Annotated in this window: 21 protein-coding genes and 4 tRNA genes; 6 read left to right on the top strand and 19 right to left on the bottom strand. The window is 69.1% G+C overall.

The genetic code is table 11. From position 1 onward, the window contains the following. Positions 1-94 precede the first annotated feature (94 nt). From FGW31_RS13765 to FGW31_RS13815, 10 genes are all read right to left on the bottom strand, one after another. Positions 95-4009 carry a DNA-directed RNA polymerase subunit beta' gene (locus FGW31_RS13765; protein ID WP_142193704.1) on the bottom strand — a complete coding sequence of 1305 codons (3915 nt, stop codon included), beginning with the start codon at positions 4007-4009 and terminating at the stop codon, positions 95-97. A 94-nt stretch (positions 4010-4103) separates the two neighbouring features. Continuing rightward, positions 4104-7589, bottom strand: coding sequence for a DNA-directed RNA polymerase subunit beta (gene rpoB / locus FGW31_RS13770; RefSeq protein WP_142193705.1), 3486 nt, complete (start codon positions 7587-7589; stop codon positions 4104-4106). A 599-nt stretch (positions 7590-8188) separates the two neighbouring features. Next, positions 8189-8578, bottom strand: coding sequence for a 50S ribosomal protein L7/L12 (rplL, locus tag FGW31_RS13780; RefSeq protein ID WP_142193706.1), 390 nt, complete (start codon positions 8576-8578; stop codon positions 8189-8191). 123 nt (positions 8579-8701) lie between these two features. Further along, positions 8702-9232, bottom strand: coding sequence for a 50S ribosomal protein L10 (gene rplJ / locus FGW31_RS13785; protein WP_142193707.1), 531 nt, complete (start codon positions 9230-9232; stop codon positions 8702-8704). A 295-nt stretch (positions 9233-9527) separates the two neighbouring features. Next, a complete protein-coding gene (locus tag FGW31_RS13790) occupies positions 9528-10463 on the bottom strand; it encodes a LolA-like protein (protein WP_142193708.1) in 936 nt (311 codons plus the stop codon). A gap of 158 nt (positions 10464-10621) precedes the next feature. Then, complete coding sequence (gene rplA, locus FGW31_RS13795) at positions 10622-11347, bottom strand: 50S ribosomal protein L1 (protein ID WP_142193709.1); 726 nt, start codon at positions 11345-11347, stop codon at positions 10622-10624. Positions 11348-11427: 80 nt separating this feature from the next. After that, complete coding sequence (gene rplK, locus FGW31_RS13800; RefSeq protein WP_019525223.1) at positions 11428-11862, bottom strand: 50S ribosomal protein L11; 435 nt, start codon at positions 11860-11862, stop codon at positions 11428-11430. Between the two features lie 169 nt (positions 11863-12031). Continuing rightward, on the bottom strand, positions 12032-12877 hold the full coding sequence (nusG, locus tag FGW31_RS13805; protein WP_142193710.1) for a transcription termination/antitermination protein NusG: 846 nt from the start codon (positions 12875-12877) through the stop codon (positions 12032-12034). Positions 12878-12957: 80 nt separating this feature from the next. Continuing rightward, positions 12958-13245, bottom strand: coding sequence for a preprotein translocase subunit SecE (gene secE / locus FGW31_RS13810; protein ID WP_142193711.1), 288 nt, complete (start codon positions 13243-13245; stop codon positions 12958-12960). A 108-nt stretch (positions 13246-13353) separates the two neighbouring features. After that, a tRNA-Trp gene (locus FGW31_RS13815) sits at positions 13354-13426 on the bottom strand. Between the two features lie 284 nt (positions 13427-13710). Between FGW31_RS13815 and FGW31_RS13820 the strand changes: the two genes are divergently transcribed. Together FGW31_RS13820 and FGW31_RS13825 are read left to right on the top strand one after the other, a co-directional pair. After that, positions 13711-14937 carry a pyridoxal phosphate-dependent aminotransferase gene (locus FGW31_RS13820; RefSeq protein ID WP_182675301.1) on the top strand — a complete coding sequence of 409 codons (1227 nt, stop codon included), beginning with the start codon at positions 13711-13713 and terminating at the stop codon, positions 14935-14937. Positions 14938-15060: 123 nt separating this feature from the next. Beyond that, on the top strand, positions 15061-16101 hold the full coding sequence (locus FGW31_RS13825; protein WP_142193713.1) for an adenosine deaminase: 1041 nt from the start codon (positions 15061-15063) through the stop codon (positions 16099-16101). A 19-nt stretch (positions 16102-16120) separates the two neighbouring features. On the opposite strand, the gene FGW31_RS13830 is transcribed toward FGW31_RS13825, so the two are convergent. Then, the gene (locus FGW31_RS13830; protein ID WP_233452480.1) at positions 16121-16759 is read right to left on the bottom strand and encodes a TetR/AcrR family transcriptional regulator; all 639 of its coding nucleotides are present in this window, start codon (positions 16757-16759) and stop codon (positions 16121-16123) included. A 102-nt stretch (positions 16760-16861) separates the two neighbouring features. Between FGW31_RS13830 and FGW31_RS13835 the strand changes: the two genes are divergently transcribed. Beyond that, entirely contained in the window at positions 16862-17494 is a 633-nt protein-coding gene (locus tag FGW31_RS13835; protein WP_142193714.1) for an NAD(P)-dependent oxidoreductase, read from the top strand. Positions 17495-17630: 136 nt separating this feature from the next. Here the strand turns inward: FGW31_RS13835 and FGW31_RS13840 are convergent, their stop codons facing one another. The 6 genes from FGW31_RS13840 to FGW31_RS13865 all read right to left on the bottom strand — a co-directional run bounded on the left by FGW31_RS13840 (position 17631) and on the right by FGW31_RS13865 (position 20205). Continuing rightward, positions 17631-18686, bottom strand: a complete 1056-nt coding sequence (locus FGW31_RS13840; RefSeq protein ID WP_142193715.1) for a UDP-N-acetylmuramate dehydrogenase — start codon at positions 18684-18686, stop codon at positions 17631-17633. Positions 18687-18751: 65 nt separating this feature from the next. Next, on the bottom strand, positions 18752-19180 hold the full coding sequence (locus FGW31_RS13845) for a MaoC family dehydratase (protein ID WP_142193727.1): 429 nt from the start codon (positions 19178-19180) through the stop codon (positions 18752-18754). An 8-nt stretch (positions 19181-19188) separates the two neighbouring features. Further along, positions 19189-19641, bottom strand: a complete 453-nt coding sequence (locus tag FGW31_RS13850) for a MaoC family dehydratase N-terminal domain-containing protein (protein ID WP_142193716.1) — start codon at positions 19639-19641, stop codon at positions 19189-19191. Positions 19642-19760: 119 nt separating this feature from the next. After that, entirely contained in the window at positions 19761-19925 is a 165-nt protein-coding gene (rpmG, locus tag FGW31_RS13855) for a 50S ribosomal protein L33 (RefSeq protein WP_003948671.1), read from the bottom strand. Between the two features lie 88 nt (positions 19926-20013). Then, a tRNA-Met gene (locus FGW31_RS13860) sits at positions 20014-20086 on the bottom strand. A 46-nt stretch (positions 20087-20132) separates the two neighbouring features. After that, positions 20133-20205, bottom strand: a tRNA-Thr gene (locus FGW31_RS13865). A gap of 220 nt (positions 20206-20425) precedes the next feature. Here FGW31_RS13865 and FGW31_RS13870 point away from each other — a divergent pair. Both FGW31_RS13870 and FGW31_RS13875 read left to right on the top strand, forming a co-directional pair. Next, complete coding sequence (locus FGW31_RS13870) at positions 20426-21691, top strand: amidohydrolase family protein (protein WP_142193717.1); 1266 nt, start codon at positions 20426-20428, stop codon at positions 21689-21691. A gap of 102 nt (positions 21692-21793) precedes the next feature. Continuing rightward, positions 21794-22450 (top strand): NAD(P)H-binding protein, encoded by a 657-nt coding sequence (locus tag FGW31_RS13875; RefSeq protein WP_142193718.1) that lies wholly within the window; start codon positions 21794-21796, stop codon positions 22448-22450. Between the two features lie 25 nt (positions 22451-22475). Here the strand turns inward: FGW31_RS13875 and FGW31_RS13880 are convergent, their stop codons facing one another. Both FGW31_RS13880 and FGW31_RS13885 read right to left on the bottom strand, forming a co-directional pair. Next, on the bottom strand, positions 22476-22688 hold the full coding sequence (locus tag FGW31_RS13880) for a hypothetical protein (protein WP_142193719.1): 213 nt from the start codon (positions 22686-22688) through the stop codon (positions 22476-22478). A gap of 118 nt (positions 22689-22806) precedes the next feature. After that, positions 22807-22888: transfer RNA gene (locus tag FGW31_RS13885), tRNA-Tyr, on the bottom strand. A 237-nt stretch (positions 22889-23125) separates the two neighbouring features. Here FGW31_RS13885 and FGW31_RS13890 point away from each other — a divergent pair. Next, positions 23126-23614 (top strand): YajQ family cyclic di-GMP-binding protein, encoded by a 489-nt coding sequence (locus FGW31_RS13890; protein WP_108708220.1) that lies wholly within the window; start codon positions 23126-23128, stop codon positions 23612-23614. The last annotated feature ends 76 nt before the right edge of the window (positions 23615-23690 follow it).

Genomic DNA, 23690 nt, shown 5'->3' on the forward strand with positions numbered 1-23690 from the left:
GGGCCCGCGTGCCCTTAAGGAAGCCGGTCCGCGCACGCCGAAGGGCGGCCACCCCGTACGGAGTGGCCGCCCTTCAGTGCGTCATGCTGCCCGCCTACTGGTTGTACGGACCGTAGTCGTAGTCCTCCAGCGGAACGGCCTGGCCGGAGCCCGTGCCGAACGGCGAGTAGTCGATGTCGTCGTAGCCGACGGCCGAGTACATCGCGGCCTTGGCCTCCTCGGTCGGCTCGACCCGGATGTTGCGGTAGCGGGACAGACCCGTACCGGCCGGGATGAGCTTACCGATGATGACGTTCTCCTTGAGGCCGATGAGGCTGTCGGACTTGGCGTTGATCGCCGCGTCCGTCAGGACTCGGGTCGTCTCCTGGAAGGAGGCGGCCGACAGCCAGGACTCCGTCGCCAGCGAGGCCTTGGTGATACCCATCAGCTGCGGACGACCGGAGGCCGGGTGACCGCCCTCCTGGACCACACGACGGTTCTCGGTCTCGAACTTCGAGCGCTCGACCAGCTCGCCGGGCAGCAGCTCCGCGTCGCCCGACTCGATGATCGTCACACGGCGGAGCATCTGCCGGATGATGATCTCGATGTGCTTGTCGTGGATCGACACACCCTGCGAGTTGTAGACCTTCTGGACCTCGCCGACCAGGTGGACCTGGACGGCACGCTGACCCAGGATGCGCAGCACGTCGTGCGGGTTGGTGGCACCCACGGTGAGCTGCTGGCCCACCTCGACGTGCTCGCCCTCGGAGACCAGGACCTTGGCGCGCTTGGAGATCGGGTACGCCGTCTCGTCGCTGCCGTCGTCCGGAGTGACGACGATCTTCTTCGTCTTCTCGGTCTCCTCGATCCGCACGCGGCCGGAGGCCTCGGAGATCGGGGCGACACCCTTCGGGGTACGGGCCTCGAAGAGCTCGACGACACGCGGCAGACCCTGGGTGATGTCGTCACCGGCCACACCACCGGTGTGGAAGGTACGCATCGTCAGCTGGGTACCGGGCTCACCGATGGACTGGGCGGCGATGATGCCGACCGCCTCACCGATGTCGACCAGCTTGCCGGTGGCCAGCGAACGGCCGTAGCACATCGCGCAGGTGCCGACGGCGGACTCGCAGGTCAGGACCGAGCGGGTCTTGACCTCCTCGACGCCGCGGGAGACGAGCTCCTCGATGAGGACGTCGCCCAGGTCGGTACCGGCCGGGGCCAGCACCTGACCGTCGACCACGATGTCCTCGGCGAGGCAGCGCGCGTACACCGACGTCTCGACGTCGCCTTCCTTGCGCAGCACGCCGTCCGCGTCGCGGCTGGCGATCTTGAGGCGCAGACCGCGGTCGGTGCCGCAGTCCTCCTCGCGGATGATGACGTCCTGGGAGACGTCGACCAGACGACGGGTGAGGTAACCCGAGTCGGCGGTACGCAGAGCGGTGTCCGCCAGACCCTTACGGGCACCGTGCGTGGAGATGAAGTACTCCAGCACGGACAGACCCTCACGGAACGACGCCTTGATCGGACGCGGGATCGTCTCGTTCTTCGCGTTCGACACCAGACCACGCATACCGGCGATCTGACGCATCTGCATCATGTTGCCTCGTGCACCCGAGTTCACCATCATGAAGATCGGGTTGGTCTTCGGGAAGTTGTCGTTCATCGCCTCGGCGACCTCGTTGGTCGCCTTGGTCCAGATCGCGATGAGCTCCTGCGTGCGCTCGTCCTTGGTGATCAGACCGCGCTCGTACTGCTTCTGGACCTTCTCGTCCTGCGCCTCGTAGCCGCGGACGATCTCCTTCTTCGCCTCGGGAACGACGACGTCGGAGATGGCGACGGTGACGCCGGAACGGGTGGCCCAGTAGAAGCCGGACGCCTTCAGGTTGTCGAGCGTCGCCGCCACGATGACCTTCGGGTAGCGCTCGGCGAGGTCGTTGACGATCTCCGAGAGCTGCTTCTTGCCGACCTCGTAGTCGACGAACGGGTAGTCCTCGGGCAGCAGCTCGTTGAAGAGCGCACGGCCCAGGGTGGTGTTCAGCCGGAAGCTGTCACCCTGCTGCCACGCCCGCTCCCCGACGCCGTCGTCCCCTTCCTCGCGCGCCGGCGGGGTCCAGCCGCGCGGCGGGATGGTGCCGACCGGGAAGCGGATGTCGATCTTCGACTGGAGCGACAGCTCGCCCGCGTCGAAGGCCATGATCGCCTCGGCGACCGAGGCGAAGGAACGGCCCTCGCCCTTGAGGTCGCGCATCTCGCCGTCGGTGGTGAGGAAGAACAGACCGAGGACCATGTCCTGGGTCGGCATCGTCACCGGACGGCCGTCGGCCGGCTTGAGGATGTTGTTCGAGGACAGCATCAGGATGCGGGCCTCGGCCTGCGCCTCCGCGGACAGCGGCAGGTGCACGGCCATCTGGTCACCGTCGAAGTCCGCGTTGAACGCGGTGCAGACGAGCGGGTGGATCTGAATGGCCTTGCCCTCGACCAGCTGCGGCTCGAAGGCCTGGATGCCGAGGCGGTGCAGCGTGGGCGCACGGTTCAGCAGAACCGGGTGCTCCGCGATGACCTCTTCCAGCACGTCGTACACGACCGTGCGGCCGCGCTCGACCATGCGCTTGGCGCTCTTGATGTTCTGCGCGTGGTTCAGGTCGACCAGGCGCTTCATCACGAACGGCTTGAACAGCTCCAGCGCCATCGCCTTCGGCAGACCGCACTGGTGCAGCTTCAGCTGCGGACCGACGACGATCACGGAACGCGCGGAGTAGTCCACGCGCTTGCCGAGCAGGTTCTGACGGAAGCGGCCCTGCTTGCCCTTGAGCATGTCGGACAGCGACTTCAGCGGACGGTTGCCGGGGCCCGTCACCGGGCGGCCGCGGCGGCCGTTGTCGAAGAGCGCGTCGACGGCCTCCTGGAGCATGCGCTTCTCGTTGTTCACGATGATCTCGGGCGCGCCGAGGTCGAGAAGCCGCTTCAGGCGGTTGTTGCGGTTGATGACACGGCGGTACAGGTCGTTCAGGTCGGAGGTCGCGAAGCGGCCACCGTCCAGCTGCACCATCGGACGCAGGTCCGGCGGGATGACCGGCACGCAGTCGAGGACCATGCCCTTGGGGCTGTTGGACGTCTGCAGGAACGCGGAGACGACCTTCAGCCGCTTGAGCGCACGGGTCTTCTTCTGGCCCTTGCCGGTGCGGATGATCTCGCGGAGCTTCTCGGCCTCCTCCTCGAGGTCGAAGGACTCCAGGCGCTTCTGCAGCGCCGCGGCACCCATCGAGCCGTCGAAGTACGTGCCGAAGCGGTCGCGCAGCTCGCGGTAGAGCAGCTCGTCGCCCTCCAGGTCCTGGACCTTGAGGTTCTTGAACCGGTTCCACACCTCGTCGAGACGGTCGATCTCGCGCTGCGCACGGTCGCGCAGCTGCTTCATCTCACGCTCGGCACCCTCGCGCACCTTGCGGCGCACGTCGGCCTTGGCGCCCTCGGCCTCCAGCTCGGCCAGGTCGGTCTCGAGCTTCTTGGCGCGGGCCTCGAGGTCGGCGTCGCGGCGGTTCTCGATCTGCTGGCGCTCGACGGAGACGTGGGCCTCCAGCGAGGGCAGGTCGCGGGTGCGGCGCTCCTCGTCGACGTACGTGATCATGTACGCCGCGAAGTAGATGACCTTCTCCAGGTCCTTCGGGGCGAGGTCGAGCAGGTAGCCCAGACGCGACGGAACGCCCTTGAAGTACCAAATGTGGGTGACGGGCGCGGCGAGCTCGATGTGGCCCATCCGCTCACGGCGCACCTTGGCGCGCGTGACCTCGACGCCACAGCGCTCGCAGATGATGCCCTTGAAGCGGACGCGCTTGTACTTGCCGCAGTAGCACTCCCAGTCCCGGGTCGGACCGAAGATCTTCTCGCAGAAGAGTCCGTCCTTTTCGGGCTTGAGCGTGCGGTAGTTGATCGTCTCGGGCTTCTTGACCTCGCCGTGGCTCCACTGACGGATGTCGTCAGCGGTGGCCAGACCGATCCGGAGCTCGTCGAAGAAGTTGACGTCGAGCACTATGCGTCAATCCCTCTCAGGGTTGTAAGTCATGGGGTCTGATACGGGGGTCCTGGGGCCGGCGGCCTTCATGAGGAAGGCCGCCGGACTCCCGTCAGACCTCTTCGACGCTGCTCGGCTCGCGCCGGGACAGGTCGATGCCAAGCTCCTCCGCAGCGCGGAAGACGTCCTCGTCGGTGTCGCGCATCTCGATGGACATACCGTCGCTGGACAGCACCTCCACGTTCAGGCACAGGGACTGCATCTCCTTGATGAGCACCTTGAAGGACTCGGGGATGCCGGGCTCGGGGATGTTCTCGCCCTTGACGATGGCCTCGTAGACCTTCACGCGGCCGGTGACGTCGTCGGACTTGATGGTCAGCAGCTCCTGGAGCGCGTAGGCGGCGCCGTACGCCTCGAGTGCCCACACCTCCATCTCGCCGAACCGCTGGCCACCGAACTGAGCCTTACCACCCAGCGGCTGCTGGGTGATCATGGAGTACGGACCGGTCGAACGGGCGTGCAGCTTGTCGTCGACCAGGTGGTGCAGCTTGAGGATGTACATGTAGCCGACGGAGATCGGGTCCGGGAACGGCTCACCCGAGCGACCGTCGAACAGCCGCGCCTTGCCGGACGGGAGGACCATGCGGTCGCCGTCGCGGTTGGGGATGGTGTGCTCCAGCAGGCCGGCGAGCTCGTCCTCGCGGGCGCCGTCGAAGACCGGGGTGGCCACGTTGGTACGGGGCTCGACCCGGTCCGCGCCGATCGCCTGGAGGCGCTGCGCCCACTCGTCGGCGAGGCCGGAGACGTCCCAGCCCTGGCTGGCGAGCCAGCCGAGGTGGATCTCCAGGACCTGTCCCGGGTTCATTCGGGACGGCACACCCAGCGGGTTGAGGATGATGTCGACCGGGGTGCCGTCCTCCAGGAACGGCATGTCCTCGATCGGCAGGATCTTGGAGATGACGCCCTTGTTGCCGTGACGGCCGGCGAGCTTGTCACCGTCGGTGATCTTGCGCTTCTGCGCGACGTAGACGCGGACCAGCTGGTTCACGCCCGGCGGCAGCTCGTCGCCCTCCTCGCGGTCGAAGACGCGGACGCCGATGACCTTGCCGGTCTCGCCGTGCGGCACCTTCAGCGAGGTGTCACGGACCTCACGGGCCTTCTCACCGAAGATCGCGCGCAGCAGGCGCTCCTCGGGGGTCAGCTCGGTCTCACCCTTCGGGGTCACCTTGCCGACGAGGATGTCGCCGGCGATGACCTCGGCACCGATGCGGATGATGCCGCGCTCGTCGAGGTCGGCGAGGACCTCCTCGGAGACGTTCGGGATGTCCCGGGTGATCTCCTCGGGGCCGAGCTTGGTGTCACGGGCGTCGACCTCGTGCTCCTCGATGTGGATCGAGGAGAGGACGTCGTCCTGCACGAGGCGCTGCGACAGGATGATCGCGTCCTCGTAGTTGTGACCCTCCCACGGCATGAACGCGACCAGCAGGTTCTTGCCCAGCGCCATCTCGCCGTTCTGGGTGGCCGGACCGTCGGCGAGGACCTGGCCCTCGATGACGCGGTCGCCCTCGTTGACGATGACCTTCTGGTTGACCGAGGTGCCCTGGTTGGAGCGGGCGAACTTGGCCAGGCGGTACGTGATGTACGTGCCGTCGTCGTTGGCGGTGGTGATGTAGTCCGCGGAGACCTCCTGGACCACACCCGCCTTCTCGGCCTTGACCACGTCGCCGGCGTCGACGGCGGAGCGGTACTCCATGCCGGTGCCGACGAGCGGGGACTCGGAGCGGATCAGCGGCACGGCCTGACGCATCATGTTCGCGCCCATGAGGGCACGGTTGGCGTCGTCGTGCTCGAGGAACGGGATCATGGCGGTCGCGACCGACACCATCTGGCGCGGCGAGACGTCCATGTAGTCGACGTCGTCGCCGGGGACGTAGTCGACCTCGCCGCCGCGGCGGCGGACCAGGATGCGGTTCTCGACGAAGCGCATCTCGTCGTTGAGCGTGGCGTTGGCCTGCGCGATGACGAAGCGGTCCTCTTCGTCGGCGGTCAGGTAGTCGACCTCGTCGGTGACCTGGCCGTCGACGACCTTGCGGTACGGCGTCTCGATGAAGCCGAACGGGTTGATCCGGCCGTACGAGGCGAGCGAGCCGATCAGACCGATGTTCGGGCCTTCGGGTGTCTCGATCGGGCACATGCGGCCGTAGTGCGAGGGGTGCACGTCACGGACCTCGAAGCCGGCCCGCTCACGGGAGAGACCACCCGGGCCGAGCGCGTTGAGACGACGCTTGTGCGTCAGACCCGACAGCGGGTTGTTCTGGTCCATGAACTGCGACAGCTGGCTGGTGCCGAAGAACTCCTTGATGGAGGCGACGACCGGCCGGATGTTGATCAGGGTCTGCGGCGTGATCGCCTCGACGTCCTGGGTGGTCATGCGCTCGCGCACGACGCGCTCCATACGGGCGAGACCCGTACGGACCTGGTTCTGGATCAGCTCGCCGACGTTGCGGATGCGGCGGTTGCCGAAGTGGTCGATGTCGTCGGTCTCGACCATGATCGAGCGACCGGACTCGCCGACCGTCTCGGTCTCACCGGCGTGCAGCTTCACCAGGTACTTGATGGTGGCGATGATGTCGTCGGTGGTGAGCACGCCGGCGTCCAGCGGCTCGTCCCCGCCGAGCTTCTTGTTCACCTTGTAGCGGCCGACCTTGGCGAGGTCGTAGCGCTTGGGGTTGAAGTACAGGTTCTCGAGCAGCGTCTGCGCGGCCTCGCGGGTGGGCGGCTCGCCCGGACGCAGCTTGCGGTAGATGTCGAGCAGCGCGTCGTCCTGGCCCTGGGTGTGGTCCTTCTCCAGGGTGGCGCGCATGGACTCGTACTCGCCGAACTCCTCGAGGATCTGCTCGGTGGTCCAGCCGAGCGCCTTCAGGAGGACGGTGACGGACTGCTTGCGCTTGCGGTCGATGCGGACGCCGACCATGTCGCGCTTGTCGATCTCCATCTCCAGCCAGGCACCCCGGGACGGGATGATCTTGGCGGAGAAGATGTCCTTGTCGGACGTCTTGTCGATGCTGGAGTCGAAGTAGACGCCCGGCGAGCGCACCAGCTGGGAGACGACGACACGCTCGGTGCCGTTGATGACGAAGGTGCCCTTGTTCGTCATGAGCGGGAAGTCGCCCATGAAGACGGTCTGGGACTTGATCTCGCCGGTCTCGTTGTTGGTGAACTCGGCGGTGACGAAGAGCGGGGCGGCGTACGTGAAGTCGCGCTCCTTGCACTCGTCGATGGAGTTCTTAGGCGGCTCGAAGCGGTGGTCGCGGAAGGTCAGCGACATCGACCCGGAGAAGTCCTCGATCGGGGAGATCTCTTCGAAGATCTCCTCCAGACCGGACTTGGTGGGGACGTCCTGCCCGTTCTCGAGAGCCTCCTCGACGCGAGCCTTCCACGCGTCGTTGCCGAGCAGCCAGTCAAAGCTCTCGGTCTGCAGCGCGAGAAGGTTCGGAACCTCGAGGGGCTCCTTGATCTTTGCAAAGGAGATGCGCAGCGGGGCGGTGCTGGCGCCGTTGTTCGTATTCGCGGTCGAGGCGTTGCGCGAGGCGGCCAAGAGGGGGTCCTTCCGAGGGCTCGGACTCACTACGCGCGTACCGGCCCCCCACTGTGCACGGGGACAGACCCTTTGATGTGGCCCAAAAAGCCAGGTCAGAGATGGTCTGGTCGTCCATGCTCGAGCGAGGGCATGCCCCTGGTGACGGGCAGGGGACAGCTAACAGGCAGCGCAAAGGGTCAGTGTAGCCACTTGGCACACTGATGTCCAGTGCGGTGTACGAGACCGGGTGGAGGCCCTCGTTGTTCTCAACTCCTGCGACAAGGCGCTGCCCTCAACGCACGTTGATACTGCCCTCTTTGCCGTCGATCCATGCCTCGGATTCGGATCCTTGTGACGACGCGTCCTGAGAATTGCGCGCTGCGTGCGGTTCGTCAAGGCCCCCCTTGCCCGAACCGCCTGCCACCAGGCGAATCCTCGCGGCCGGTGGGAGACACAACGAAGATCACCCTACCTCCCGCCGTCCCGGGTGCAAGGCAGCCGCCGCCGGTGCCCCCGTACGCCGAAGAGCGACCACCCGGATGGATGATCGCTCTTCGGTGCTTACGCGTTACACGCCCCGGAGGACGCGTGACGGGCCCTGGGGGACCCGGAAGGTCTTACTTGACCTCGACGGAGGCGCCGGCGCCCTTGAGGGACTCGGCGGCCTTGTCGGCGGTCTCCTTGTTGACCTTCTCGAGGACCGGCTTCGGGGTGCCGTCGACGAGGTCCTTGGCCTCCTTCAGACCCAGGGAGGTCAGCTCACGCACGACCTTGATGACCTGGATCTTCTTGTCGCCGGCGCCGGTGAGGATGACGTCGAACTCGTCCTTCTCCTCGGGGGCCTCGGCGCCACCGGCGGCGGCACCGCCACCGGCCACGACGACCGGGGCGGCCGCGGCGGCGGTGACGTCGAACTTCTCCTCGAAGGCCTTCACGAACTCGGAGAGCTCGATGAGGGTCATCTCCTCGAACTGCGCGAGCAGGTCTTCCTGGCTGAGCTTCGCCATGATGGCGGTCCTTCCACTAAATCGGCAGGTGCCGGATGTACGGGGTGAGGCGGGCGTACGTCGGGCCCGCATCGACCCTCACCTCGTGCGGTTCACGCGGCGAGGATCGGAAAGCGAGCCGAATTACTCGGCACCGCCCTGCTCGTCCTGCTTGGCACGGAGCGCGTCCACGGTGCGGACGAGCTTCGACGGCAGCGCCTGGAAGACAGAGGCAGCCTGGGACTGCTTGCCCTTCATGGCACCGGCCAGCTTCGAGAGCAGAACCTCGCGGGACTCGAGGTCCGCAAGCTTCTTGATCTCGTCGGCGGACAGCGCCTTGCCGTCAAGGACACCGCCCTTGATGACGAGATTCGGGTTGTCCTTGGCGAAGTCACGAAGACCCTTCGCCGACTCCACCGGGTCACCGGTGACGAAGGCAACCGCCGTCGGGCCAGCGAAGAGCTGGTCGTCGAGCGTGATCCCGGCCTCGTTGGCCGCAATCTTGGTCAGCGTGTTCTTCACCACGGCGTACTGGGCGTTCTCACCGAGCGAACGGCGCAGCGTCTTGAGCTGCGCCACGGTGAGACCGCGGTACTCGGTCAGCACGGCGGCGTTGGAGCTGCGGAACTTGTCCGTCAGCTCGGCAACCGCGGCAGCCTTGTCGGGCCTCGCCATAGAGCCTCGGCCTCCTTCCGGGTGATTCGGACCGCGCGGACCCGAAGGAGGACTGGGGAAAACGAAACGCCCCGGGCGCAGGCGCACGGGGCGTAGCTCAACCGGTTGCTCGCGCACTCGCGGCGGCGAACTCCGGGAACTCTTCCACTGTCACCTGCGCGGGTCGTCCGCAGTTCAGCGGATCCTTCGGCCACCGCGAGCTCTGACGAGCGCACGGCAACGACCAGCGGTCTTTGGCTTCTGTGGAAGAGTACGCGAAGGGTTCGGCGTCAAGCAAATCGGCCGGACGGAGGACTCAGAGGCCGGACTCGGAGCCGGCGCCCGCCTCCTGCAGCATCTCCATGAGGTCGAGCGTCTGGCCGGCGGGCGGCGCCTGGACATCGGCCTTGGCCCCGTAGTCGGAGTAGTTGGCCGTCATGTTCATCGTGCCCTGCGGCATCTTCATGCCGACGACCATCTTCACCGGGTAGTTGTCCTCGTTGACCCAGACCTCGGTGTCGTAGCCCTTGAGGCCGGACTTCTTGACGTTGGCGGTGAGCTCCTCGCGCTCCTTCTCGGAGAGCATCTCGAACGACTTGTTGGCGTCGATCATCTCTTCGAAGCTCAGCGTGCCCTTGTAGTGCTGCGTCTGGACGCCGTCGACCTTCTCCGGGCCGACGTGCTTCAGGTTCGGCGACTCGAGCAGCAGGGCGAGCTGCTGTGCCGGGTCCTGGTTCATGTTCTCCAGGCCGCCGGTCATCTGCTTCTGCGCCTCGGCGTCGCCGGAGGCCTCGGCGATGGCGGCGAAGTCCATCTTCATCCAGCGCTTGCCGTCCATCTCGGCGGCCTGCTCCGCGCCCATGTCCATGTACATGACGTTGTCGAGCATGATCATGCGGACCTGCTCGGGCGCGTTCGGGTCGCTCTCGGTGAGCGCGGAGCCCTTCATGGTGACGTCCATCACGGCCGGGTCCCAGCCCTGCACGCCGGAGATCTCCATGGTGCCGCCGCCGTCCACGCCGGCCGGCATCGTCATGGTCATCCGGACCTTGGAGGACTTGGCCTCCGAGGTCTTCTTGAAGGCGGCCTGGAGGACCTCCGTCATCTCGTTCTGCGACTGCGCCCCGGACTGCGCGGAGTCGGCGGCCTTCTTCTTCCCGCCCCCGTCGTCGCTCTGACAGCCCGCGACACCCGCGACCACGGCCGCGGCCGTCAGACAGACCCCCGCGCGCTTCCATGCGGACATGCCCATGAATCCCACCCCTGGCTTTTCTGTTCGACAGCTGTGAAGTCACCAGAACGGTAACCCACCGCACTGACACTGTCGTACGAAAAAGCCCGCCCCCGCGCCTTGTACGGCGCGGGGGCGGGCGTCACGCGGTGCGGAGCCGGTCGTCCGGCTCACCCGGCTCAGACGGCGGCCGGGTCCTCCTCGACGAGGAGGTTGCGGGTGCGGTTCGGGTCGAGCGGAATGCCGGGGCCCATCGTGGTGGTGATGGCGGCCTTCTTGATGTAGCGACCCTTGGCGGCGGACGGCTTCAGACGGAGGATCTCCTCCAGCGCGGCGCCGTAGTTCTCCACCAGCTTGGCGTCGTCGAAGGACGTCTTGCCGATGATGAAGTGCAGGTTCGCGTGCTTGTCGACACGGAACTCGATCTTGCCGCCCTTGATGTCGTTGACGGCCTTGGCGACGTCCGGGGTCACGGTGCCGGTCTTCGGGTTCGGCATCAGACCACGGGGACCGAGCACGCGGCCGAGGCGGCCGACCTTGCCCATGAGGTCCGGGGTGGCGACGACGGCGTCGAAGTCCAGACGGCCCTTCGACACCTCGTCGATCAGCTCGTCGGCGCCGACGATGTCGGCGCCCGCGGCACGCGCGGCCTCGGCACGGTCACCGGTCGCGAAGACCAGGACCCGGGCGGTCTTACCGGTGCCGTGCGGGAGGTTCACGGTGCCACGGACCATCTGGTCGGCCTTGCGCGGGTCGACACCCAGACGGAAGGCGACCTCGACGGTGCCGTCGAACTTGGTCGTGGACGTCTCCTTGGCGAGACGGACGGCCTCGAGCGGGGCGTACAGCTTCTCCCGGTCGATCTTGGCGTCCGCAGCGCGGAGAGACTTGCTGCGCTTGCTCACTGAAAGCTCCTGTGGATATCGGAGTCGTGGTCCGGGCCGAGCAGGCCCTTCCACTTCTGCTGGCTTGACGGGGGTGGAGGTCAGCCCTCGACCGTGACGCCCATGGAACGGGCGGTGCCGGCGATGATCTTCTCGGCGGCGTCCAGGTCGTTGGCGTTGAGGTCGGGCATCTTGGTGGTGGCGATCTCGCGGACCTGCTCGCGGGTGATCTTCGCGACCTTGGTCTTGTGCGGCTCGCCGGAGCCCTTCTCCACACCCGCGGCCTTGAGGATCATCTTGGCGGCCGGCGGGGTCTTGGTGATGAAGGTGAAGGAACGGTCCTCGTAGACCGTGATCTCCACCGGGATGACCCAGCCACGCTGCGACTCGGTCGCGGCGTTGTAGGCCTTGCAGAACTCCATGATGTTGACGCCGTGCTGGCCCAGCGCGGGGCCGACCGGCGGGGCCGGGTTGGCGGCACCGGCCTGGATCTGGAGCTTGATGAGCCCCGTGACCTTCTTCTTCTTGGGAGGCATGGCTCTCCGGGTCCTTTCGATTCGGGTCCTGCCCGCGTCCCGGGGACCACCCGGACGCAGGCATACCGCACAACGATAACGGGTATGGATGCGCGGCCAAAAACCGAGCAGGTCAGCCGAGTGCGCGAGCGCTCGCCTGACCTGCGCGGAAGCTGTGTGCCAGAAGGGGTTAGTTCTTCTGGATCTGGTCGAAGGAGAGCTCGACCGGCGTCTCGCGGCCGAAGATCTCCACCAGGCCCTTGACCTTCTTGGAGTCGGCGTTGATCTCGTTGATGGTCGCCTGCAGCGTGGCGAACGGGCCGTCGGTGACGGTGACCGAGTCGCCGACCTCGAAGTCCAGCACCTGGACCTCGACCTTGCGCTGCGGAGCCGGCTTGCCCTCGGCCTCGGCGGCCTCGCGGGCGGCCTTCTCCTCGGCCTCCGGGGCGAGCATCTTGACGATCTCGTCCAGCGTCAGCGGGTACGGGTCGTAGGCGTTGCCCACGAAGCCGGTGACACCGGGGGTGTTGCGGACGACGCCCCAGGACTCGTTCGTCAGGTCCATGCGGACCAGGACGTAACCCGGGAGCTTGTTCTGCTTGATCGTCTTGCGGTCGCCGTTCTTGATCTGGACGACCTCTTCCTGCGGCACCTCGGCCTGGAAGATGTAGTCCTCGACGTTCAGCGAGACGGCACGCTGCTCCAGGTTGGTCTTCACCCGGTTCTCGTAGCCGGCGTAGGTGTGGATGACGTACCACTCGCCGGGCAGCGTCCGCAGTTCCTCGCGGAGCTTCTCGACGGGGTCCCGGTCGTCCTCCGGCTCCTCGGCGGCTTCCTCGGCCTCGGCGGTCTCGTCACCGGCCTCGGCGGCCTCGTCGGCCTCGTCCTCGTCCGCGGTGGTGTCGGCAGCCTCGGCCTCGGCGGGGGCCTCGGTGTCCTCGACGTCCGCGCCCTCGACGGCGTCGAGCGCCTCCTCGGCGGACTCGGCCCCTTCGCCGCGAGGCTCAACGGCGTCGTTCACGTTCGGGTCAGACACGGTGGCTGCTTCTTCCTGGATACATAGGGGTGGAACATGCGAAAGGAGCGCCGAGTACCTCGGCGCTCTTCGCTCTCGGCTCAGCCGAAGACGTACTTGGCGGCGTTGCTGAGGCCATAGTCGATCAGGGTGATCAGGCCGATCATCAGGACGACGAAGACGATCACGGCGGTCGTGTACGACGTCAGCTGGTTCCGGGTCGGCCAGACGACCTTGCGGAGCTCCGCGACGATCTGACGGTAGAAGAGCGCCAGGCGCTTCAGCGGGCCCTTCTTGGCCCGCTTGCCGCCCTTGCGGGTCTTCTTCTGGGAGTCAGGCGCCTCGTCCTGGGCATCAGGCATGTCGATGGAGCCCACGGCGTCCGTCACTCGTCCTCACCTGATTCCGGGTCGTGGCCGTGCCGCGCCCGGTCTGAGCCGCACGGCGGTGCATTGCTGTACGTACATGCGCACACATCCTGGCGAAGGTGTGTGTAGCAGGGCCGGAGGGACTTGAACCCCCAACCGCTGGTTTTGGAGACCAGTGCTCTACCAATTGAGCTACGACCCTTTGTGTGTCCCCCAACGTACCGCATCCGACCGCATGCGTGGTGTGCACCGGCTGAGTGCGGGCCGCTGAAGGCCAACGAGTGGAGAGTGTACGTGTTCCCGGGCCGGGCGTCGAACAGAAAGTGCCTGGGAAGGGGCCCTCCGGCCGGGAAACGGCGGAAGATCGTCCTGTCCGGGCGGCCGCGGGACGGTCGATCCGGACTGTTGTTCAGCGGTTTGCCCGGTCCTGTTCAGTCTGTGAAACCCCCGTGCCGCGTGGGTTTCCGGTCTGAAACGATGGGCCCCATGAGCGCTGCAACCCCTCCCACCGAGCGCCGGGTCTCCGCCCGAGTCGGCGCGATCTCCGAGTCCGCCACCCTCGCCGTGGACGCCAAGGCCAAGGCCCTCAAGGCCGCCGGGCGACCGGTGATCGGCTTCGGCGCAGGTGAGCCCGACTTCCCGACGCCGGACTACATCGTCGAGGCCGCGATCGAGGCCTGCAAGAACCCCAAGTTCCACCGGTACACGCCGGCCGGCGGTCTGCCCGAGCTGAAGTCCGCGATCGCCGCGAAGACGCTGCGCGACTCCGGTTACGAGGTGGACCCCTCCCAGATCCTCGTCACCAACGGCGGCAAGCAGGCCATCTACGAGGCGTTCGCCGCGATCCTCGACCCGGGTGACGAGGTCATCGTCCCGGCGCCGTACTGGACGACGTACCCGGAGTCGATCCGGCTGGCCGGCGGCGTCCCGGTCGAGGTCGTCGCCGACGAGACCACCGGCTACCGCGTGAGCGTGGAGCAGCTGGAGGCGGCCCGCACGGAGAAGACGAAGGTCGTCCTCTTCGTCTCCCCGTCGAACCCGACCGGCGCGGTCTACAGCGAGACGGAGACCGAGGCGATCGGCCGCTGGGCCGTCGAGCACGGTCTGTGGGTGCTCACCGACGAGATCTACGAGCACCTGGTCTACGGCGACGCCGCGTCCGTGTCCCTGCCCGCGCTCCTGCCCGAGCTGCGCGACAAGTGCATCGTGGTCAACGGTGTCGCGAAGACGTACGCGATGACGGGCTGGCGGGTCGGCTGGATCGTCGGCCCGAAGGACGTGGTGAAGGCCGCGACCAACCTCCAGTCGCACGCCACCTCGAACGTCTCCAACGTCGCCCAGGTGGCCGCCCTGGCCGCCGTCTCCGGCGACCTGGACGCGGTCGCGACGATGCGTGAGGCCTTCGACCGGCGGCGCAGGACCATCGTGCGGATGCTGAACGAGATCGACGGCGTGGTCTGCCCCGAGCCCGAGGGCGCGTTCTACGCCTACCCGTCGGTGAAGGCCCTGATCGGCAAGGAGATCCGGGGCAAGCGCCCGCAGAACTCCGTCGAGCTGGCCGCGCTGATCCTGGAGGAGGCCGAGGTCGCGGTGGTGCCGGGTGAGGCGTTCGGCACTCCGGGGTACCTGCGGCTGTCGTACGCGCTCGGCGACGAGGACCTCGTCGAGGGCGTGAGCCGCATCCAGAAGCTGCTGGCGGAGGCGCGGGACTGACGTCCCGGCCGTTCGCCGCGGGGGCGCCCGGATGTTCCGGGCGCCCCTGTTCGTTTGTGCGAGCAAGACCACGAAAGGCGAAAGCGCTACCGGGACGGGCGTGGCGTACGGCAGGATCGGCGAATGGAGCGTGTACGTGATGTCTCTGAGCTGCCGAAAGCCCATCTGCACCTGCACTTCACCGGGTCCATGCGACCCGCCACCCTGCTGGAGCTGGCCGACAAGTACGGGGTGCGCCTGCCCGAGGCGCTGACCGAAGCACTGACCGGCGGGGAGCCGCCGAGACTGCGCGCCACGGACGAGCGGGGCTGGTTCCGCTTCCAGCGGCTGTACGACGCGGCGCGCTCGTGCCTGCGCGAGCCCGAGGACATCCAGCGCCTGGTGCGGGAGGCGGCCGAGGAGGAGCTGCGGGACGGCTCCGGCTGGCTGGAGATCCAGGTGGACCCGACGTCGTACGCGCCCCGGCTGGGCGGGCTGATCCCGGCGCTCGAGGTCATCCTGGACGCGGTGGACTCGGCGCAGCGCGACACCGGTCTCGGCATGCGCGTGCTGGTGGCCGCCAACCGGATGAAGCACCCCCTGGACGCGCGCACGCTGGCCCGGCTGGCGGTGCGCTACGCGGACCGGGGCGTCGTCGGGTTCGGGCTCTCCAACGACGAGCGGCGCGGGATGGCCCGGGACTTCGACCGGGCGTTCGCGATCGCCAGGGACGGCGGGCTGCTGTCCGCGCCGCACGGCGGCGAGCTGTCGGGTCCGGCGTCGGTGCGGGACTGCCTGGACGACCTGGGTGCGGACCGCATCGGGCACGGAGTGCGGGCGGCGGAGGACCCGCGGCTGCTGCGCAGGCTCGTCGACCGCCAGATCACCTGCGAGGTGTGCCCGGCGTCGAACGTGGCGCTGGGCGTGTACGAGAAACCGGAGGACGTGCCGCTGCGGACGCTGTTCGAGGCGGGCGTGCCGCTGGCGCTGGGCGCGGACGACCCGCTGCTGTTCGGCTCGCGGCTGGCGGCGCAGTACGAGATCGCGCGGGTGCACCACGGGTTCTCGGACGCCGAACTGGCGGAGCTGGCCCGCCAGTCGGTGCGCGGCTCGGCGGCGCCGGCGGAGGTGAAGGAGAAGCTGCTGGCCGGGGTGGACGCGTGGCTGGTGGCGCCGGTGGAGTGAGCGGCCGTGCCCTGGCCGGTCAGGGCGCGATGCCGGCCAGGAGGGTGCGGGCCAGCCCTGCCGCGAAGGCGTCCACCGGCGGGCGTCCGGCGTCGGACATGTCGTAGGCGAACGCCCGCTGGGCGCAGGCGCCGAGCAGCAGGGACGCGGCGGCGTAGGTGTCGGCGTCTGGGGAGAGCCGGCCGAGGTCGCGCTCGGCGCGGAGGTAGGCCGCCAGGGACTCGATGGGCAGGTGCGGTCCGGACTCCATGTGCCGCATGGCGTCGTCGTGTCGACGCTTGAGCTGCGTCTCGGCGTACAGGGACGCGGCGATCGGGAAGCTCTGCTCGTAGAAGAGCGCGGCCTGGCGGGCGATCTCGGTGAGGTTGTCCTCCAGGGTGCCGCGGCCGGGCTCGGCCGCGAGGCCGCTCAGCAGCGGGTTCAGGCGCGGCAGCCGTTCCATGAGGACCCGGATGAACAGCTCCTCCTTGCCGGAGAAGTGCTTGTAGAGGGCGGCCTCGGAGCAGCCGGCCGCCTTGGCGATCTCCTTGGTGGTGGCGCGGGCGAGCCCCACGGTGAGCATGAGCCGGTGGGCTGCGTCGAGGATGCGTTCGCGGGCGGGGCCCGTGGGCGGCGGCGCGCCGGGCTCTTCGTGCTGCATGGCGCCCAAGGATGCCATGGCCTCCTTATGCACTTGACGGGTGGGTGAGTACTTACTCACCCTGGAGGTCTCCGAGGTGAGTAAGTACTCACCCACCCCTGTCGAGGACGGGAGCCCGGCATGAACCTCACAGTTTTCGGTGCCACCGGAGGCATCGGCCAGGAGATCGTGCGCCAGGCGCTGGCCGCGGGACACCGGGTCACCGCGGTCGTACGGGACCCCGCGCGGCTGCCCGTCACCGGTGACGCGCTGGAGGTGTTCCGCGCGGACCTGAGCGATCCGGAGGCGGTGCGCCCGGCGGTCGCCGGCCGGGACGCCGTGCTGTCCGGGCTCGGCGCCCGCAGCCGCAGGGACGCCGGGGTGGCGACCGCGCTGACCCGGACGGTGCTGGCCGCGATGGAGGCGGAGGCCGCGCGGCGGCTGCTCGTGGTGAGCGCCGCCCCGATCGGTCCGGAGCCGGCCGGTGCGGGACTGCTGGACCGGGGGGTGCGCGGGATCGTCTCGGCGGTGTTCCGCGACGTCTACGCCGATCTGCGCCGGATGGAGGCGGAGGTGGCCCGCAGCGCCACGGACTGGACGGTCGTCCGGCCGCCCCGTCTCCAGGACAAGCCGGTCAGCGGCGTGTACCGGACGGTCGTCGGAGGGACGCCGGCCAGGGGCAACTTCGTGGGCCGGGCCGATGTGGCGCACGCGATGCTGGCCATGGTCGACGATCCGGCGACCGTGAAGCAGGGCGTGGGCGTGGCTTATTGAGCCCGGGCCGTCGGCCGGTCGGAGCCGTGCGGGGCAGGGGCCGACGGAGCGGTCCGGGGTCGACGGCCGGGGCGGTTCGGTGCGGTGCTCGGGGCACCTGGAGGCTGGTGCCGACGATCGGTGCGGCCGCGGGCGGTCAGAGGCTGACGCCGACGGTCACCGGCTCGTTGACCAGGGTGATGCCGAAGGCCTCGCGCACGCCGGCGACGACCTCGCGGGCGAGCGCGAGCAGGTCCTCGGTGGTCGCCTCGCCGCGGTTGGTGAGGGCGAGGGTGTGCTTGGTGGAGATGCGGGCCGGGCCGTGGCCGTAGCCCTTGGTGAATCCGGCCTTGTCGATCAGCCAGGCGGCGGATGTCTTGGTGCGGCCCTCTCCTGCCGGGTAGGCGGGGGGTTCCATGCCGTCGCCGAGCCGCTCGCGCACCCGTGCGCGGAAGGCCGCGAACTGTGCGTCGGTGAGGATCGGGTTGGTGAAGAAGGAGCCGGCCGACCAGGTGTCGTGGTCCTCGGGGTCGAGGACCATGCCCTTGCCGGCGCGGAGCTTCAGCACCGTCTCGCGGGCCGTGGCCAGCGGCACCCGGTCGCCGGGCGCGACACCGAGGACGCGGGCCGTCTCGGCGTACCGGACGGGACCGGAGAGGCCGCCCGCGTCCTCCAGTTCGAAGCGCACGCGCAGCACGACGTAGCGCTCGGGGTCGGCCTTGAAGCGGCTGTGGCGGTAGGAGAACGCGCACTCCTCGTTGGTGAGGGTGACGGTCTCGTGGGTCCGGCGGTCGTAGGCGACGACTTCCGTGATGGTGGAGGAGACCTCCTGCCCGTACGCCCCGACGTTCTGGATCGGGGTGGCGCCGGCCGAGCCGGGGATGCCGGCCAGGCACTCGATGCCGGCCAGTCCCGCCTCCACCGTGCGCCGGACGGCGTCGGTCCACACCTCTCCGGCCGCCAGTTCCAGACGGGTCCCGTCCAGGTGGAAGCCGCGGGTGGCGACGACGAGGGCGGTGCCGTCGAACCCCTTGTCGCCGATGACCAGGTTGGAGCCGCCGCCGATGATCAGCAGCGGGGTGCCGCTGTCGTCGGCCTCGCGGACGACAGCGATCACCTCGTCGTCGGTGCCGGCGGTGACCAGCCGGGTCGCGGGGCCGCCCAGCCGGAAGGTGGTCAGCGGGGCGAGGGGGGCGTCGTGGAGTTCCTGCACGGGCTCAAGACTACGAGACGGCACCGACAGCCCCGCCCCTCGGCGGTGGCGGCCCCGGACGCCGCTCAGGCCAGCCGGACGACGGCCCGCGACACGCCGAGCACCTTCTGTCCGGCGCTGGTCGCGGCGAGGTCCACGCGGACCGTGTGGTCGTCGAGCTTGGCCGCGACCTTGCCGCTGACCTCGATGACGGCGCCCTTGTCGTCGTCGGGGACGACGACCGGCCTGGTGAAGCGGACGCCGTACTCGACGACCGCTCCCGGGTCGCCCACCCAGTCGGTCACGACGCGGATCGCCTCGGCCATGGTGAACATGCCGTGGGCGATGACGTCGGGCAGGCCGACCTCCTTGGCGAACCTCTCGTTCCAGTGGATGGGGTTGAAGTCGCCGGAGGCGCCCGCGTACTGGACGAGGGTGGCCCGGGTCACGGGGAACGTCTGGGCGGGCAGTTCGGTGCCGACCTCGACGTCGGCGTAGGAGATCTTCGCCGTCATGGTGTTGCTCACGCCTCCTCGGCCGCGCGGGCCACCAGCTTGGTCCAGGCGGTCACGACGTGCTCGCCGTCCTGGTCGTGCACCTCGCCGCGGATGTCCAGTACCTCGTTGCCCGCCATGGACCGGATCTTCTCGATGGTCGAGGTGACGGTGAGCCGGTCACCGGCGCGCACCGGCCGGTTGTAGGCGAACTTCTGGTCGCCGTGCACCACGCGGCTGTAGTCGAGGCCGAGCTGGGGGTCGGCGACGACCTGGCCGGCGGCCTTGAAGGTGATCGCGAACACGAAGGTCGGCGGGGCGATCACATCGGGGTGGCCGAGCGCCTGGGCGGCCTCCGCGTCCGTGTACGCCGGGTTGGCGTCCCCCACTGCCTCGGCGAACTCACGGATCTTCTCCCGGCCCACCTCGTAGGGCTCGGTGGGCGGATAGGTCCGCCCCACGAAGGACTGGTCGAGCGCCATGCGCGCGGCACCTCCTGTGTCTGGACTGCGGTCGGCCGGCCCTGACCGTGGCCGGCCGGTGGAGAAACGACACGAGGCCGCCCCCCGAGTGGGGGGACGGCCTCGTGTACGAGCCTGATTTATCGCGTTTCGCGGTGCGCGGTGTGCGCGTTGCAACGCGGGCAGTGCTTCTTCATCTCAAGACGGTCCGGGTTGTTACGCCGGTTCTTCTTGGTGATGTAGTTCCGCTCCTTGCACTCCACGCAGGCCAGCGTGATCTTCGGGCGGACGTCGGTGGCAGCCACGTGAGTGCTCCTAAGACGAACGGATGGACTGTTTAACGCAAGAAGAGTAGCCGATCGAAGGACCGACCCCGCAATCGGCTACTGAGAGTAGCGGTGACCGGACTTGAACCGGTGACACAGCGATTATGAGCCGCTTGCTCTACCGACTGAGCTACACCGCTTTGATGCGATCGGGCCCCGCCTTGCGGCGGGAACCTCTCACACCAGAGCCCCAAAACGGAATCGAACCGTTGACCTTCTCCTTACCATGGAGACGCTCTGCCGACTGAGCTATTGGGGCGAGCGATGAAGACATTACACGGTCCGCCGCCGTTCGCCCAAATCCGTTTCGAGCCCCCCGTCCCCTCCCGCGACCGCCCCCTCCGGGCGGGCCACGCCGGTACGACTATTGCGCTCCTCCCGGCGAGCGGCGGGCGGTCATCCTAGGCTCGACTCACTCTGCGTGATCTTGTCTCCGTGTGACGTGCGTCCTCGTGCGCAGCCCGAGCCCCAGGAGCGCGATGCCCGACAGCCGGCCGCAGCCACCGTTCCCCCCGTGGTCGTCCTCGGGTCCGGGTGCGACCGCCCCGGCCCCTCTCCTGTTGTGCGGGGCGCGGCTGACCGACGGCCGGATCGTGGACGTACGGCTGGGCGGCGGGCGCATCGAGGCGGTCGGTACGGCAGGCAGCCTCGCGGCGGACGGCACGCGTGCGTGCGGCCACCGCATCGACCTCGGCGGCTACCTGCTGCTGCCGGCGCCCGCAGAGCCGCACGCCCACGCGGACACCGCCCTGTCCGCCGACGACGAGGGCCCCGTCTCGTACGACCCCGGCGACGTCGAGCGTCGCGCGACCGAGGCGGCCCTGCTGCAGCTCGGGCACGGCACGACGGCGCTGCGGGCGCATGTGCGGGTGGGTGACATGGAGGGCCTGCGGACGCTGTCCGCGGTGCTGCGGGCGGGGCGCTCGCTGCGCGGGCTGGCCGAGCTGACGACGGTGGCGATGCCCAGGGTGCTGACCGGTCCGGCCGGTGCGGACGGGCTGGCGGTGCTGCGGGACGCGGTGGGGATGGGCGCGTCCGTGGTGGGCGGCTGTCCGGACCTCGACCCGGATCCCACGGGGTATGTGGAGGCGGTCCTGGAGGTCGCCGCCGAGCACGGCCGCCCCGTCGACCTGCACACGGACGCCGCCGATCCCGCCCGGCTGGCCCGGTTCGCCGCCATGGCGGGCGGTCTGCGGCCCGGGGTGACCCTCGGCCCGTGCGGCGGTCTGGCCCGGCTGCCCGCGGAGGTGGCCGCGCGGACCGCGGACCGCCTCGCGGCGGCCGGGGTGACGGTGGTCTGCCTGCCGCAGGGCGGGTGCGGCGCCGTGGACGGGCCGGGCGTGGCGCCGGTACGGCTGCTGCGCTCGGCGGGTGTGCGGGTGGCTGCCGGGAGCGGTGCGCTGCGGGACGTGTCGAATCCGGTGGGCCGCGGGGATCCGCTGGAGGCGGCGTACCTGCTGGCGTCGAGGCACGGGCTGTCGCCGGACGACGCCTACGCCGCGGTGAGCACCACCGCGCGGGCGGCCCTGGGACTGCCCGAGGTGCGCGTGGAGGCCGGTTTCCCCGCCGACCTGCTGGCGGTGCGCGGCGACAGTCTCCCGGCGGCCCTGTCGCTGGCGTACAGCCGTGTGGTGGTGCACGGGGGGCGTGTGGTGGCGCGGACCAGCGCGGTGCGGGAGTACTGCGGTTCGGCGGCGGCCGCGGAGCCGGGGCTGCCGCGGCAGGGGCGGGGCGGGGCGCCCTGAGGGGTGCGGGGCGACGGCGTGGCGGGCGGTCAGGGCGGAGGTGCAGGTGCCGGTGCGGGCGTCGTGGGGCGGTTGCCGCCGGCCCGGCGTACGGTCGGAGACATGCGCATTGTCATCGCTGGTGGTCATGGTCAGATCGCACTGCGGCTGGAGCGGTTGCTCGCCGCGCGCGGCGACGAGGCGGCGGGCCTCATCCGCAAGCCCGAACAGGCCGACGAGCTGCGGCAGTTGGGTGCCGAGCCGATCGTGCTCGACCTGGAGTCGGCGTCGGTGGAGGAGGTCGCGCAGCGACTGGAGGGCGCGGACGCGGCCGTGTTCGCGGCGGGCGCGGGACCGGGCAGCGGGGTGGACCGGAAGGAGACGGTGGACAAGGCGGCGGCGGTCCGCTTCGCCGACGCGGCCGTCCGCGCGGGCGTACGGCGTTTCGTGATCGTGTCGTCGATGGGCGCGGACCCGGCGCACGAGGGCGACGAGGTCTTCGACGTGTATCTGCGCGCCAAGGGCGAGGCCGACGCGTACGTGCGTGGCCTGGGCGCCCTGGACTGGACGATCCTGCGGCCGGGTCAGCTCACCAACGACGCCGGCACCGGTCTGGTCCGCCTGGAGGCCCACACGGGCCGCGGCCCGGTCCCGCGCGACGACGTGGCCGCCGTACTGGCCGAGTTGGTGGACACGCCGGCGACGGCGGGTCTGACGCTGGAGCTGATCAGCGGCAACGCGCCGGTGTCGGTCGCCGTGAAGTCGGTGGCCGGCAACTGAGCGGGCTTCGGCCCGGCGCGGCAGGTCAGAACAGCGGCATCTGCCCCGGGAACTCCGGCACCACATAGCCGTCGAGCGAGGGCTGCTGCGTCCCGTGCGGGGCGGGCCTGCGCGAGCCGGGGCACGAGGTGAGTTCGCCGCTCCCGCGGGCGCCGGGCGGATCGTGCCGCGCGTACCGCCCGGCGACGACGGCGATCTCGCGACGGCACTCGGGGCAGGGGCGGCGACGGGAGGACATGGAGCCAGTGTGCCCCGGCGCTCCCACCCGCGAACAGGACGCCCCGCAAGCCCTCGCAAGCATGAAGAGACCCCCTCCGCTCTGCGTTTCCGCAGTTCGGAGGGGGTCGTCCCCAGTGTGGCGGCGCCAGGATTCGAACCTGGGAAGGCTGAGCCGGCAGATTTACAGTCTGCTCCCTTTGGCCGCTCGGGCACACCGCCGGGGTTGCTGCCTCTCGAACCGCCTTTCGGCGGTGCTCCGTGGCAACGACGTAAACAATACCCGATGGACAGGGGTGCTTCGCCACCCGATTGATCGCCACCGGGAGGCCGGGGGGATGACTAGGCTGGTCCGGATGCGGCCCGGGACCGACGGCGGGCCCGGGGGCCGCGTCACGTACGCCGGTACGCATCCGGCGCGCAGCCCGATACGCACCCCGATGCAAGGAGCCACAGGACATGGCCGACTCCAGTTTCGACATCGTCTCGAAGGTCGAGCGGCAGGAGGTCGACAACGCCCTCAACCAGACCGCCAAGGAGATCTCGCAGCGCTACGACTTCAAGGGCGTGGGGGCCTCGATCTCGTGGTCCGGGGAGAAGATCCTCATGGAGGCGAACTCCGAGGACCGGGTGAAGGCTGTCCTCGACGTCTTCCAGTCCAAGCTGATCAAGCGGGGCATCTCCCTGAAGGCCCTGGACGCGGGTGAGCCCCAGCTCTCGGGCAAGGAGTACAAGATCTTCGCGTCGATCGAGGAGGGCATCTCCCAGGAGAACGCGAAGAAGGTGGCGAAGATCATCCGCGATGAGGGTCCGAAGGGCGTGAAGGCCCAGGTGCAGGGTGACGAGCTGCGGGTCAGCTCGAAGAGCCGCGACGATCTTCAGGCCGTCATCGCCCTGCTCAAGGGCAAGGACTTCGACTTCGCTCTGCAGTTCGTGAACTACCGGTAGGCGGGCCTACGGGGCCGTGACCCGGTGGCGTTCGCGCGCCGCACGGACGTGAGGAGGGGCGGGGGCCCCCCGGGGG

Source organism: Streptomyces calvus, from assembly GCF_006782915.1.
Classification (GTDB): Bacteria; Actinomycetota; Actinomycetes; order Streptomycetales; family Streptomycetaceae; genus Streptomyces; species Streptomyces calvus.

What these genes read in the sequence shown, in the direction of transcription:
- FGW31_RS13875 (WP_142193718.1), top strand. Translation starts at nt 21,794, where the DNA reads ATGCGCATTGTCATCGCTGGTGGTCATGGTCAGATCGCACTGCGGCTG.
- rplJ (WP_142193707.1), bottom strand. Translation starts at nt 9,232, where the DNA reads ATGGCGAGGCCCGACAAGGCTGCCGCGGTTGCCGAGCTGACGGACAAG.
- FGW31_RS13830 (WP_233452480.1), bottom strand. Translation starts at nt 16,759, where the DNA reads ATGGCATCCTTGGGCGCCATGCAGCACGAAGAGCCCGGCGCGCCGCCG.
- FGW31_RS13890 (WP_108708220.1), top strand. Translation starts at nt 23,126, where the DNA reads ATGGCCGACTCCAGTTTCGACATCGTCTCGAAGGTCGAGCGGCAGGAG.
- FGW31_RS13835 (WP_142193714.1), top strand. Translation starts at nt 16,862, where the DNA reads ATGAACCTCACAGTTTTCGGTGCCACCGGAGGCATCGGCCAGGAGATC.
- rplK (WP_019525223.1), bottom strand. Translation starts at nt 11,862, where the DNA reads ATGCCTCCCAAGAAGAAGAAGGTCACGGGGCTCATCAAGCTCCAGATC.
- FGW31_RS13845 (WP_142193727.1), bottom strand. Translation starts at nt 19,180, where the DNA reads ATGACGGCGAAGATCTCCTACGCCGACGTCGAGGTCGGCACCGAACTG.
- FGW31_RS13790 (WP_142193708.1), bottom strand. Translation starts at nt 10,463, where the DNA reads ATGGGCATGTCCGCATGGAAGCGCGCGGGGGTCTGTCTGACGGCCGCG.
- FGW31_RS13870 (WP_142193717.1), top strand. Translation starts at nt 20,426, where the DNA reads ATGCCCGACAGCCGGCCGCAGCCACCGTTCCCCCCGTGGTCGTCCTCG.
- rplL (WP_142193706.1), bottom strand. Translation starts at nt 8,578, where the DNA reads ATGGCGAAGCTCAGCCAGGAAGACCTGCTCGCGCAGTTCGAGGAGATG.
- FGW31_RS13880 (WP_142193719.1), bottom strand. Translation starts at nt 22,688, where the DNA reads ATGTCCTCCCGTCGCCGCCCCTGCCCCGAGTGCCGTCGCGAGATCGCC.
- FGW31_RS13850 (WP_142193716.1), bottom strand. Translation starts at nt 19,641, where the DNA reads ATGGCGCTCGACCAGTCCTTCGTGGGGCGGACCTATCCGCCCACCGAG.
- FGW31_RS13820 (WP_182675301.1), top strand. Translation starts at nt 13,711, where the DNA reads ATGAGCGCTGCAACCCCTCCCACCGAGCGCCGGGTCTCCGCCCGAGTC.
- FGW31_RS13825 (WP_142193713.1), top strand. Translation starts at nt 15,061, where the DNA reads ATGGAGCGTGTACGTGATGTCTCTGAGCTGCCGAAAGCCCATCTGCAC.